Source organism: Arthrobacter sp. KUASC02, assembly GCF_059739395.1.
On sequence record NZ_AP046053.1, the window covers coordinates 969,868 to 981,871 of the forward strand.

The following is a 12,004-nucleotide window of genomic DNA, read 5'->3' on the forward strand; positions in this document are numbered from 1 at the left end:
TCGGGCCCGGACGCTGAGTGCCTCCGGGCGTACTGCTCAATCAGATGTTTTCGTATTATGGATATTATTATCTACTTTGTGGAAACACAAGCCCTGAAGGTGCATCGACGGAGCCTTGCGCGTGCTGTATCTTGGGTCTTCTAAGCAATTTTTTTCACGATGTGGATAAGAGTTGTCGGAACCGATACCGCAGGAGACCACGGTTATGGCTGAAAAAGCCCCGGGAGGCGTGCAGTCCGTTGAGCGCGTCTTCGAACTTTTGGAACTGATCACTGATGCCGGCGGAGACGTCACGCTCAGCGAGCTCTCGTCCTCCACTGACCTGCCGCTTCCCACCATCCACCGCCTGCTGCGCACGCTGGTCACCCTGGGCTACATCCGCCAGCTGCCCAACCGCCGCTACGCCCTCGGCCCGCGGCTCATCCGGCTCGGCGAAGGCGCCAACAAGCAGCTCGGCGCACTCGCCCGTCCGCAGCTCAAGTCCCTCGTGGACCGGCTGGGGGAGACGTCCAACATGGCGGTGCTGGACTCGGACATGGTCATATACGTGGCCCAGGTGCCGTCCCTGCACTCCATGCGCATGTTCACCGAGGTGGGCCGCCGCGCCCACACCCACGCCACCGGCGTGGGCAAGGCGATCCTGGCCCAGCTGGATGACGAGACCGTCCGCGGGATCGTCCAGCGCAGCGGCATGCCGACGCCCACCCCCAAGAGCATCGGCGACATCGACTCCCTGCTCCTGGACCTGAAGCTCATCCGTGAACGCGGCTACTCCATCGATGAGGAGGAGCAGGAGATCGGCGTCCGCTGCTTTGCGATGGCAGTCCCCAACGCGCCGACGCCCACGGCCATTTCCGTGTCCGGGCCGGTGTCCCGCGTGGACCAGTCCTTCGCCGAACGCGCCGTGCCGCTGCTGCGCGAAGCAGCCCAGGCGATCTCGGACGAGCTCAACCAAAACTGACCCCCGCCGTCGTACTTCCAGCGCGAACGGACACTTAAGCCCCCTCCTCCCAGCGCGAACGGACACTTGCGGCCCGTCTTCCTGACGGAAGGGGGCCGCAAGTGTCCGTTCGCGCTTGGACAACGTGAGGGTTCAGGATTCGGGGTTCGACGGCGGCGGGTGCTAAGCCAGCGTGCCGTCGCTGACCGCGCCGCTGTCCACGCCGGCGGGCTCGAGCGAGATCATCGGGGACTTGCGCTCCAGCGCCCTGAAGACGAGGAAGCCGAGCGCGCAGCCGAGGAACCAGCTGTAGTTGCCGATCCAGGTCGCGTTCACTGCGGTGGCACCGGTGTCGAGCAGGATCTTGGGGATCACCACGGACGCGATGGAGATGGCGCCGCTGATGGCCACCGCCTTGACCGCGTTCGGGTTGTAGCCGTTCCGGAACCAGTACCGGCCGGTGGTCTTCAGCGTGTACATGTCGTCCACCCAGACCTTCTGCCGGCTCACCACGTAGTACCCGGCGATCAGGATGCCGAAGAGCGGGCCGATCAGGGCGCCCAGGACGCCGAGGGTGTAGTGGATGGCGTCGTTGTTGGAGTACCAGTTCCACGGGGTCAGGATGACGGAGCCGACGGCGGCAATCATGCCGCCTGCGCGCCAGCTGATTTTCTGCGGGCTGACGTTGGAGAAGTCGAACGCGGGCGAGATGAAGTTGGCCACGATGTTGATGCCCACGGTGGCGATGACGAAGGTCAGTCCGCCCAGCAGCACCGCGAAGACGGTGTCGATTTCCTGGACCGTCTTGACCGGGTCCGTGATGAGGCGCCCGAACACCGGGATGGTGGCCGACGCCGTGATGACGGTCAGGAGCGAGAAGAACAGGAAGTTCACCGGCAGCCCCAGGAGGTTGCCCTTTTTGACCGCCTTGTAGCTCTTGCCGTAGCGGGCGAAGTCGCCGAAGTTGAGCATCGGGCCGGAGAAGTAGGAGACCACCAGGGCGATCGCGGAGATCATCACGGGGATGGAGGCGGCAAAGTCCAGGGGCGGACCGCTGGAAAGATTCAGGCTGATGTTGCCGATGCCGGCCTTGGACACCAGGTAGATGGCCAGGACCAGCATCACCACGTAGACGGCGGGACCGGCGAAGTCGATGAATTTGCGGATGCTTTCCATGCCGTTCCAGAACAGCGCAGCCTGGGCCACCCAGAGGATGCCGTAGCAGATCCAGCCCAGGGCGGAGAGTCCCAGGAAGCCGTTCTGTTCGACGTCGTACAGCGGTGCCATGCCGGGGAAGAACTTGAGGAAGACAATCACCAGGGCCTCGGAGGCAAGGAACGTCTGGACGCCGTACCAGGCAACCGCGATCAGTCCCCGGATGATGGCCGGGATGTTGGCGCCCTTGACGCCGAAGACGGCCCGGTTGATGACCGGGTACGGGACGCCGGTCAGCTGGCTGGGCTTGGCCACGAGGTTGCAGAAGATGTTGACGATCACAATGCCCGCCAGCAGTGCCACGAGGACCTGCCAGCTGGCCAGGCCCAGGGCGAAGAGGCTGCCTGCCGTGACGTAGCCGCCGATGCTGTGGACGTCTGACATCCAGAACGCGAACAGGTTGTAGCTGGTCCAGCGCTGGTTCTTCAGCGGGACCAGGTCCTCGTTGCTGAGCCGGGGATCGTAGTCGGGGAGCTGGCCGGTGCGGGCGGGCGCTTCAACCCGGGGTGCGGCCATCGCGGAGTCTGTCATGGTTTCCTCTGAAAGATTGGGACAGCCGCCGATCCGGCCGTTTCACGCTTTCAATTAGATGGAACCAATGTTTCAGTGCTGTTTCTGGTGCAACAATTCCTGTTTACGTCGCCTCTTGGCCTCGACCTACTTCGCTTCGATCTCGCCCAGGGCGTCGAACTGGGCCGTGACCTCGCGGACGCGCTCGCGGCCGGGACGTCCCGAGGCTATGAGGACGCCGTTCGCGAGGACGCTGACCAGGCTCATGGCAGCGGCGTAGCTGTCAAAGGCCTGCGCGCCGTCCACCGGGCACTCGAGCCACAGCGTGGCGTCCGCGGCCAGCCGGCGCGCGCTCGGGTCCCCGATCAGAACCGTGGTTGCCCCGGTGGCGGACGCTGCCTGGAGGACTTTACTGAACCCGGCAGGCCGCCGTCGGAAGCCGAACAGCACCACCGCGTCCCCCGCGCCCAGGCCGGCGAGCTCTTCGCCGATGCTCTGCCCGGGCTGCGGCGCCACGGCCACGGCCGGGCGGCACTGGAGGAGCTGCTGCCGGAAGTGCAGCGCCACGGGAAAACTGTTGCGGAAGCCGAGCAGCAGCACGGTTCCGGCGCCGGCGAGCTTGCCGCTGGCCTCCGAGAGTTTGTCCTCGTCAAGTGATTCGGCCAGGCGGCGCAGGTTTTCCTGTTCCTGCCCGAAATGGGCGGCCAGGCCGCCGTCGGACGACTGCGGACCCAACGGCATGCCGCTGGAACGGATGGACCGGGTGTGTTCCTTGACCTCGTTGAAATCCTCAAAGCCGAGCCGCCGGAACAGCCGGCTCATGGTTGCCTTGGAGACCCCGCTGAGGCGTGCAAGTTCCGCGGCGTTGTAGACGGCGAGGTCGCCGAGGCGGTCCAGGAGCGTGTCCGCCGCCTTCTGCTCCTGGGGGCTCAGCTCTGCATAGTGCCGTTCGATCCGTTCATCGATCCTCATGAAACAACCGTCTCACAGGACAGGCAAAGCGCGAACGGACAGTTGCGGCCCTTCGGAAAGGGGCCGCAACTGTCCGCTCGCGCTTCTTGGGTCGCCTGCGGGCTTAGTGGTCAGATTTCGACGCCGACTCCACCGGGACTTCCTTGCCGTCGCAGTCGATCAGCTTGCCGCCCTCGTAACGGTCGCCGTCGGCCAGGCACTTGAGGTCCTCTTCGCGGACCACGCGGCCGGTGCCGGCCACGAAGACGGACTGGTTCTCGGAATTGCCGGCCTTGAGGTGGTTGAAGAGCAGGTTCAGCAGGATGGCCATGACCGCGGCCGAGCTGATGCCCGAGTGGAAGATGGTGCCGAACCAGGACGGGAACTTGTCGTAGAACGCCGGCGCAGCGATCGGGATCATGCCGAAGCCCACGGACGCCGCCACGATGATCAGGTTCATGTTGTTCCGGTACTCCACTTTGGCAAGGGTCCGGATGCCGCTGGCGGCAACAGTTCCAAAGAGTACGACGCCGGCGCCGCCCAGGACGGGCGTCGGCACCGCTGCGACCACCCGGCCAAGAACCGGCAGGAGGCCCAGGATCACCAGGATCAGGCCGCCGGCGCTGACCACGAAGCGGCTCTTGACGCCCGTGATGGCAACGAGGCCCACGTTCTGGGCGAAGGCGCTCTGGGTGAAGGAGTTGAACAGCGGGGAGATGGCGCTGGAGAGCATGTCCGCCCGCAGGCCGTCGCCGATGCGCTTGGAGTCAACCTTGGTGCCCACGATCTCGCCCACGGCGATGATGTCCGCAGAGGTCTCGGTGAGCGTCACCAGGATGACGATCAGCATGGAGATGATCGCGGCGATTTCGAACGTGGGCGGGCCGAACGCGAACGGGGTGGGGAACGCGACGATTTCGCCCTGGCCCACCTTGGAGAAATCGGCCATGCCAAAGACGAACGCAATCCCCGTGCCGAGCACCATGGCCAGCAGGATGGAAAGCCGGGAGATGGCGGCGTTGCCCACTTTGCTCAGCAGCAGCACAATCGCCATGGTGGCTGCGGCAAGGCCGATGTTGGCCATGCTGCCGTAGTTCGGCGCCTTGTTGTTGCCGCCCATGGCCCAGTTGGCCGCGACCGGCATCAGCGTCAGGCCGATGGTGGTGATGACGGTGCCCGTGACCACCGGCGGGAAGAAGCGGATGATCTTCGAAAACAGGGGGGTGATGAGCAGGCCGATCAGCGAAGCCGCAATCACCGAGCCAAACACCGCCTGGATCCCGCCGCCGCCGTGGACGATCGCCACCATCGTGGAAACACCGGCGAAGGACACGCCCTGGACCAGGGGCAGCTGGGATCCGAAGAACCTGATGCCGACCGTCTGGAGAATGGTGGCCAGGCCGCCGACGAAAAGGCAGGCGGCGATCAGCAGGCCGATGTCCTGGGACGACATGCCGGCGGCTGCGCCGATGATCAGCGGCGGGGCGATGATGCCGCCGTACATGGTGAGCACGTGCTGGAAGCCGTAGGCGAACGTGCTTCCGAGGGGCAGCCGCTGGTCTTCGGGGCGGTCGGACTGCTTGCGGCCGGTGGCGGCCGTTGCAGCGCCGGATTTCTTCTTGGTGTTCATGGCAGACTTTCTTGGTTCATGGCAGACGTCTTTGTCTGGCTAACGGTGTCTGGCTAACAGTTGTGGATCGTTGGTGGGTTTCGACGGGCTCACTCAACGAATGCCCGGTGGTTGAGCCTGTCGAAACCGGGGGTCCCGACAGGCTCAACCACCGAGGTGCGGCTTAGCAGAAGCCGGCGATACCGGACCAGGCGATGTCCGCCGGGGCGGCGTCCTCGCGCTGGACGGTGGCCTCGATCAGGCCGTACGGGCGGTCGGCGGCAAAGAAGACCTCGTTGGGGTTGTCGAGGCCGAACGGCGAGAGGTCCACCAGGAAGTGGTGCTTGTTGGGCATCGAGAACTTGATTTCGTCGATCTCGCTGTGTGCTTCCAGGACCTTGGCGCCCATATCGAACAGGGTCTGCTGAAGGGCGTGGGAGTACTTCTCGGTGAAGCCTTCCAGCAGCAGGCTCTTGACGTCTTCGTAGCTCTTGTTGAAGTCGAGCGAGCTGTAGTCGGTGTTGGCGTTGAAGCGCCAGCGGGCGGAAACATCCGTGGCCAGGATGCGGTCCGTGGTTTCCGGCAGGGTGGTGTACTTGTCCCGCGGGTAGCCGACGAAGCCGGACTGGGTGGATTTGAGGACGGTGAGGTCCTTCAGGCCCGAGATGAGGTGTGCTGCCGCGCCGTCGCGGACCAGGACGGCCGTGCGGACTTCCTGGCCCTTCCGCACGAAGGAGTGGTCGTGCTCGGCACCGTGGGCCTGGATCCGCTCCCAGCTGTAGGACTCGGCTTCCCAGCGGCCGCCGGTGACCCAGTCGAAGCTGGACGTGAAGTGCTCGCCCAGCCGCAGGAGGAAGGCCTCCGGTGAGCCGACGCCTTCACGGGCAAACGCGTAGATGGTGTTCTTCTGCGTGTCCGTGGCAACGACGTGGCTGTTGTCGCCTTCGAGGTGGGCGGCGGCGAAGTCCCCGCGCAGCTGCGAGGTGACGTTCAGGTCTTCGATCTCGTGGCGGTCGGTGTCGCGAGTGATTTTTACAACCCGGACTTCGGCCTTGCCGTACTGGTTCTGGCCGAGGATGATTTTGCTGCTCATGGTCTGTTCCCAACTTCCGTGATGTGGAACCTAGGTTCCATCATTGAAATTAAGCGCGTGTTTCGCACGCGTTTCTGATGGAGCCGACCCAACAAAAAAGAGCCGGCATCCAATGACGCCAGCTCATTACGACCCTGCCTGCTGCTCCCAGGTTACGTGACCTACGCCACGAGTTGACTTAAAGCGTAGCCGAGCTTTGCCGTGGTGTACATCACTCCTTGAAAAATCCGATTGTGACCGACGATGCCCGGAACCATTGACGAACGGCCAGGGGGCGTTCTACGCTATTTCGCATAGCAAAAGTTATTTTCCATTTTGTGGAAATTCGAAGAACGCTATCAACCACCTTGGAGGAGGATCAGATGTACCAGCAGGACACGACGCCGGTTGCACCGGCACAGACGGCGGCACCCTCAGTCCAGGAGTTCTACCTCCCCCTCGGAGGCGGAACGGATCCGGACTTCTACCTGCCCGCAGACCGGGAGCACGTCCCGGGCCGGTTCTCGCGCTGGGTCCACGGCCTGCCGGGCTTCGGCGGCCCGCGTCGCCGGCCTTAGCGGCGGACCTCAGGACTCGGTACGCCCCGGCCACACCTTGCCCGCCCAGGGGTCGTAGTCGGCGATGAGTTCCTCCTGCGGCGGACGCTCCGCCTCCGGAACGTGCTGAAGATTCACCCGCACCCGGTACCAGAGCGAGCTTGAGCCGCGCATTCCATCGACCAGTACGTCGGCCGGATGCAGGTCCGGGACAACGTCCGCATGCCGGGCCTTCCACTCGTCCAGCGCGGCAAGCGCCTCGGACTTGGTCCTGGTCCGGGCCACCTCGATCAGCGGCATCACCGACTGCCGGCGGCCTGCGGCGTCTCCGCTGCGCGGCGCTTTCTCGGCCGGGCCGAGCTGTGCTGCCAGCGCCAGAAGCCCGTCGAGTGAACCCGCCGCGTCGTCGATCCCGGCGTGCGGGTCGCCCACCGCTGCGAACCGCTCCGGCACGGTGAGCACCGTGAACTGTTCCGGCCGCGTGGTGCGGACCTCGTCCCAGGTGAGCGGCGTCGAAACCCGGGCATCGGGCAGCGGCCGGACCGAGTACGCCGATGCCACTGTGCGGTCCTTGGCGTTCTGGTTGAAATCGACAAACACGCTCTCGCCGCGCTCCTCCTTCCACCACCGCGCGGTGGCGAGTCCGGGAGCGCGGTTCTCCACCTCGCGGGCGAGCGTCTCTGCGGCGAGCCGCACGTCGCGGTATGACCACTGCGGTGCGATGCGCACCAGGATGTGGAGCCCGCGCGACCCGCTCGTCTTCGGCCACCCGACCAGCCCCGCGTCGTCGAGCACCTCACGCGCCACATAGGCGACGTCGACCAGTTGCGACCAGCCGACTCCGGGCATCGGATCGAGGTCCACCCGGAGCTCGTCGGGATGTTCGAGGTCCTCGGCGCGCACGGGATGCGGATTGAGGTCGAGGCAGCCAAGGTTCACCACCCAGGCAAGGCCCGCGGCATCCCGGATGACGGCCTCCTCGGCCGATGTCCCGGACGCATAGTGCAGTGTTGCCGTCTCGATGAAACCGGGATGGTTTTCCGGCACGCGCTTCTGGAAGAACGGCTCGGCGTCGATGCCCTTCGGGAAGCGCTTGAGCACCATGGGCCGGCCGCCCGCACCGCGCAGCGCGCCATCCGCGACCGCGAGGTAGTAGCGCACCAGGTCGAGCTTCGTCAGCCCGGGCTCGGGGAACACCACCTTGTCGGGGCTCGAGATGCGAACCTCGGTGCCGTCAATCGCCAGGATCTCGGCCGGAGTCTTCGACGGGTTCATTCCGTCACGCTAGCAACGAACGGATGCCGGGGCATAGGGCCCCTACCCGTTCACCAGCTTCCGCGCCGCAGCCGAGTGCTCAGCGATCAACGAAGAAAGATCCAGTCCCGGAATCTGCCCGTCCACCACCCGCCACTGGCCGCCCACCATCACCCGGTCGGCCCGGTCTGCCGCGCATAGCAGGAGCGCGGCCACCGGATCGTGGCTGCCGGAGAACCGCAGCTCGTCGAGTTTGAACAGGGCCAGGTCCGCCTGCATCCCCGGCGCCAGCTGCCCCAGATCACCGCGGCCCAGTACCGCCGCCGAGCCCCGCGTCGCCCAGCCCAGCGCACGCTCCACCGGCACCTGCGCGCCGTAGCGCAGCCGCTGCAGGTACAGCGCCTGCCGCGCCTCCAGGATCATGTTGGAGGCATCGTTCGACGCCGATCCGTCCACTCCCAGCCCCACCGGGACTCCAGCGTCCTCCAGTTCCAGCACACGCGCCGTGCCTGAGGCCAGCCGCATGTTGGAGGTGGGGCAATGCGCGACGGCGGTGCCCGCGGCTCCCAGCGCGGCGATTTCCGCGTCGCTGAAATGAATGCCGTGGCCCAGCCAGGTCCGGTCCGTCAGCCAGCCCACGCTCTCCAGGTACTCCACCGTGCGCAGGCCGAACATCTCCCGGCAGAAGTCCTCCTCGTCCAGGGTTTCGGCCAGGTGCGTGTGCAGCCGGACGTCGTGCCGCTCGGCGAGCGAGGCGCTCTCGGCCATGATCTCTTTCGTCACGGAAAACGGTGAACACGGGGCCAGGGCAATCTGGATCACGGCGCCGTCGCCGCGCTCGTGGTACTCGCGGATCAGCCGCTCGCTGTCGGCCAGGATGACCTCCGGCGCCTGGACGGTGGACTGCGGCGGCAGCCCGCCGTCGTCCTCCCCGAGCGTCATGGAGCCGCGGGTGAGCGTGGCCCGCATGCCCAGCTCCCGCACCGCGCGGACCTCGATGTCGATGGCGTCCTCCATGCCGTCCGGGAAAAGGTAGTGGTGATCCGCTGCGGTGGTGCAGCCGGAGAGCAGCAGCTCCGCGAGCGCAACAGTGGTGGCCAGTTCCAGGTCCCGCGGCGTCAGCCGCGCCCAGACCGGGTACAGGTTCTGCAACCACGGGAACAGCGGGGCGTTGGCCACCGGACCCCAGGCGCGCGTAAGCGTTTGGTAAAAGTGGTGGTGCGTGTTGATCAGGCCGGGCAGCAGGACGTGGCTGCCGGCGTCGAACGTTTCCTGGCAGGGCGCGGACGGCAGCTGGCCGGCGGCAAGCACTTCCGTGATGACTCCGCCGCTCACCACGATGCCGCCGGAGGCGTCCAGGGTGTTGGCGGTAAAGGCCGCGAGCGGATTCCGGATCCAGAGCCGGTGTGCGGAGGGTTGGGTAGCCATAAACGGGATTCCTGTCTGAGCGTGCGGATGAAATGCCAGCTCAGTGAGGGCCTGTCTGCTGATCCAGGCTCCCGGCGCAGGCTAAAGCGGGCGCCGGTTGGGCATCAGCGTAGGACGGCGGGAAGCGCCGCGTCAACGCACTGGATTGTGACAGCCTGCGGCCCCCTTCCGGGGCCCCGCCAGGCCGACGCAATTTCACATCACGAAATTAACTTTCCAAAACCTATGGCGCAGCTCACGTTCCGGTGCTAATCTCGATTTTGCCAAAGGCGGGCCCCCGGACTCCGGGGAAGCTATCTACCAGGCGCAACTTAACCTTCAAAAGCACATGCTGAAGCCTGGTAACCGTCGCATCTGGCCATTTCGTCCCACCTCGGCGTACCGGCTTCCCAGCAAAGGGAGTCGCATCATGAGTACCACCGTCACGGCCCAGGATTACCTGGCCAAATCAATCAGGTTGGCCACGGCCAACGTCCTGAACAGCGGCGGCCCGTTCGGCGCCGTCATCGTCACGGCAGACGGAAAAACGTTCGGCGGCGTCAACCGCGTCACCGCCACGAATGACCCCACAGCCCACGCTGAAGTCACGGCCATCCGCCGCGCCTGCAGCGAGCTGGGCACGTTCGACCTCACCGGCGCAACCCTCTACACCAGCTGCGAGCCGTGCCCCATGTGCCTGGCGTCAGCGCTGTGGGCCAGGGTGGAGCGGGTGGTGTTTGCGGCGGACCGGCACGACGCCGCCTCGGTGGGTTTCGACGACGCCGTGTTCTACGAGTACTTCGAAAACGGCGGGCGCGACGCGCTCATGCCGGTGGCCAAGCTGGAACTCGACGACCCGCAGGCACCGCCGATCCTCGAACCCTTCAACACCTGGAATACGCTCGACTCCAGGATTGACTACTAGGGCCGGTGGCTGAGATGACAATCCTGGACACCACCACGGGTGGGCATCCGCAAGGCAACGGGCAGCAGCCTGCCGCCCCCAAGCGCCCGCAGCCGACGAACGCTTTCCTGGACCGTTTCTTCGACATCACCAAGCGCGGTTCCACTGTGGCCCGCGAGGTGCGCGGCGGCCTGGTCACGTTCTTCACCATGGCCTACATCGTCATCCTGAACCCGCTGATCCTTGGCGGCTTCAGCGCGGACAACGCCCCCACCGATGTTGCCGGCGGCTGGCTGTCCGCAGCACAGGTGGGTGCCGTCACCGGCCTCACCGCCGGCGTTATGACCATCCTGTTCGGGCTGATCGCCAACCTGCCCTTCGGGCTCGCGGCCGGGCTGGGCATCAACTCCTTCCTGGCCGTGGCCGTGATCCAGGAGGTTACCTGGGCCGAGGCCATGGGCCTGGTGGTCATCAACGGCATCCTGATCGTCCTTTTCGGTGTCACCGGCGCCCGGACGGCCATCTTCCGGGCGGTCCCCAAGGAACTGAAGGCCGCCATCACGGTGGGCATCGGCCTGTTCATCGCCTTCATCGGATTCGTGGATTCCGGCTTTGTCCGGGCCACCACGGCGGGTCCTCCGGTCCAGCTGGGCGACAACGGATCCATCACCTCGGTTCCCACCCTGGTGTTCATTGTGGGCCTGCTGGTCATGGGAGTCCTCGTGGCCCGGAAGGTGCAGGGCGGCCTGCTGATCGGCATCGTGGCCACCACCGCACTGGCTGCCGTGGTTGAGGCCGTGATGAAGATCGGCCCCGGCAGCGCGGGCAACCCCGGCGGCTGGCACCTGAACACCCCTGTCCTCTCCGGCCACCTGGTGTCCGCCCCGGACCTGTCCCTGGTGGGCCAGTTCGACCTGTTCGGCGCCTTCGGCCGGATCGGCGGGCTCGCCGCGACCATGCTGGTGTTCACGCTGGTGTTCACCAACTTCTTCGACGCCATGGGCACCATGACCGGCCTGGCCAAGAGCGCCGGCGTGGCGCACAAGGACGGCACGTTCCCGCGGCTGAAGTCGGCCTTCATTGTCGAAGGCCTGGGAGCCGTCGCCGGCGGCGCGACGTCCGGTTCGTCCAACACCGTGTACATCGATTCCGCGGCGGGCATCGGGGAGGGCGCCCGCACCGGGCTGGCCTCCGTGGTGACGGGCGTGCTGTTCCTGGGCTCGATGTTCCTGACCCCGCTCACCTCCGTGGTGCCGCTGGAAGTTGCTGCCGCCGCCCTGGTGGTGGTGGGCGCGATGATGATGGCCCAGATCCGCGAGATCAAGTTCAGCAAGTTCTCCGTGGCGCTGCCGGCGTTCCTGACCATTGTCACGATGCCGCTGAGCTACTCCATCGCGAACGGCATCGGCGTCGGCTTCATCTCCTGGGCGGTCATCAGCGCCTGCTCGGGGAAGATCCGGAAGGTGCACCCGCTGATGTGGGTGGTCACCGCCGGCTTCCTGGTGTACTTCGCCCGCGGTCCCATCAACGCCCTGCTGGGTGCGTAGCACTTCGGGCGCAGGAACCCGCGCGTAGGAACACCCTT

The 12,004-nt window shown here is 65.8% G+C and carries 10 protein-coding genes; 4 read left to right on the top strand and 6 right to left on the bottom strand.

Annotation, left to right across the window (positions count from 1 at the left end; all coding sequences use genetic code 11):
* The first annotated feature begins 205 nt into the window (after positions 1-205).
* On the top strand, positions 206-961 hold the full coding sequence (locus AC6JAC_RS04505; RefSeq protein ID WP_011693256.1) for an IclR family transcriptional regulator: 756 nt from the start codon (positions 206-208) through the stop codon (positions 959-961).
* A 162-nt stretch (positions 962-1,123) separates the two neighbouring features.
* On the opposite strand, the gene AC6JAC_RS04510 is transcribed toward AC6JAC_RS04505, so the two are convergent.
* From AC6JAC_RS04510 to pucL, 4 genes are all read right to left on the bottom strand, one after another.
* Entirely contained in the window at positions 1,124-2,686 is a 1,563-nt protein-coding gene (locus AC6JAC_RS04510; RefSeq protein WP_043438575.1) for an NCS1 family nucleobase:cation symporter-1, read from the bottom strand.
* Positions 2,687-2,812: 126 nt separating this feature from the next.
* Positions 2,813-3,637 carry a MurR/RpiR family transcriptional regulator gene (locus tag AC6JAC_RS04515; protein ID WP_028271157.1) on the bottom strand — a complete coding sequence of 275 codons (825 nt, stop codon included), beginning with the start codon at positions 3,635-3,637 and terminating at the stop codon, positions 2,813-2,815.
* Between the two features lie 103 nt (positions 3,638-3,740).
* On the bottom strand, positions 3,741-5,246 hold the full coding sequence (locus AC6JAC_RS04520) for a nucleobase:cation symporter-2 family protein (protein WP_028271156.1): 1,506 nt from the start codon (positions 5,244-5,246) through the stop codon (positions 3,741-3,743).
* Between the two features lie 163 nt (positions 5,247-5,409).
* Complete coding sequence (pucL, locus tag AC6JAC_RS04525) at positions 5,410-6,318, bottom strand: factor-independent urate hydroxylase (protein WP_028271155.1); 909 nt, start codon at positions 6,316-6,318, stop codon at positions 5,410-5,412.
* A 362-nt stretch (positions 6,319-6,680) separates the two neighbouring features.
* Between pucL and AC6JAC_RS04530 the strand changes: the two genes are divergently transcribed.
* The gene (locus AC6JAC_RS04530; RefSeq protein WP_028271154.1) at positions 6,681-6,875 is read left to right on the top strand and encodes a hypothetical protein; all 195 of its coding nucleotides are present in this window, start codon (positions 6,681-6,683) and stop codon (positions 6,873-6,875) included.
* A 9-nt stretch (positions 6,876-6,884) separates the two neighbouring features.
* Here AC6JAC_RS04530 and ligD read toward each other — a convergent pair whose 3' ends face one another.
* Both ligD and AC6JAC_RS04540 read right to left on the bottom strand, forming a co-directional pair.
* Positions 6,885-8,129 (bottom strand): non-homologous end-joining DNA ligase, encoded by a 1,245-nt coding sequence (ligD, locus tag AC6JAC_RS04535; RefSeq protein ID WP_028271153.1) that lies wholly within the window; start codon positions 8,127-8,129, stop codon positions 6,885-6,887.
* Between the two features lie 42 nt (positions 8,130-8,171).
* Positions 8,172-9,536 (bottom strand): 8-oxoguanine deaminase, encoded by a 1,365-nt coding sequence (locus AC6JAC_RS04540; protein ID WP_347897222.1) that lies wholly within the window; start codon positions 9,534-9,536, stop codon positions 8,172-8,174.
* A gap of 409 nt (positions 9,537-9,945) precedes the next feature.
* On the opposite strand from AC6JAC_RS04540, the gene AC6JAC_RS04545 reads away from it, so the two are divergent.
* On the top strand, positions 9,946-10,440 hold the full coding sequence (locus tag AC6JAC_RS04545) for a nucleoside deaminase (RefSeq protein WP_028271151.1): 495 nt from the start codon (positions 9,946-9,948) through the stop codon (positions 10,438-10,440).
* Positions 10,441-10,454: 14 nt separating this feature from the next.
* Positions 10,455-11,966 (top strand): NCS2 family permease, encoded by a 1,512-nt coding sequence (locus AC6JAC_RS04550; RefSeq protein ID WP_028271150.1) that lies wholly within the window; start codon positions 10,455-10,457, stop codon positions 11,964-11,966.
* The last annotated feature ends 38 nt before the right edge of the window (positions 11,967-12,004 follow it).

Excerpts from the sequence above, each read along its gene's own strand:
- AC6JAC_RS04505 (WP_011693256.1), top strand. The coding sequence starts at position 206 with ATGGCTGAAAAAGCCCCGGGAGGCGTGCAGTCCGTTGAGCGCGTCTTC.
- AC6JAC_RS04510 (WP_043438575.1), bottom strand. The coding sequence starts at position 2,686 with ATGACAGACTCCGCGATGGCCGCACCCCGGGTTGAAGCGCCCGCCCGC.
- AC6JAC_RS04515 (WP_028271157.1), bottom strand. The coding sequence starts at position 3,637 with ATGAGGATCGATGAACGGATCGAACGGCACTATGCAGAGCTGAGCCCC.
- AC6JAC_RS04520 (WP_028271156.1), bottom strand. The coding sequence starts at position 5,246 with ATGAACACCAAGAAGAAATCCGGCGCTGCAACGGCCGCCACCGGCCGC.
- pucL (WP_028271155.1), bottom strand. The coding sequence starts at position 6,318 with ATGAGCAGCAAAATCATCCTCGGCCAGAACCAGTACGGCAAGGCCGAA.
- AC6JAC_RS04530 (WP_028271154.1), top strand. The coding sequence starts at position 6,681 with ATGTACCAGCAGGACACGACGCCGGTTGCACCGGCACAGACGGCGGCA.
- ligD (WP_028271153.1), bottom strand. The coding sequence starts at position 8,129 with ATGAACCCGTCGAAGACTCCGGCCGAGATCCTGGCGATTGACGGCACC.
- AC6JAC_RS04540 (WP_347897222.1), bottom strand. The coding sequence starts at position 9,536 with ATGGCTACCCAACCCTCCGCACACCGGCTCTGGATCCGGAATCCGCTC.
- AC6JAC_RS04545 (WP_028271151.1), top strand. The coding sequence starts at position 9,946 with ATGAGTACCACCGTCACGGCCCAGGATTACCTGGCCAAATCAATCAGG.
- AC6JAC_RS04550 (WP_028271150.1), top strand. The coding sequence starts at position 10,455 with ATGACAATCCTGGACACCACCACGGGTGGGCATCCGCAAGGCAACGGG.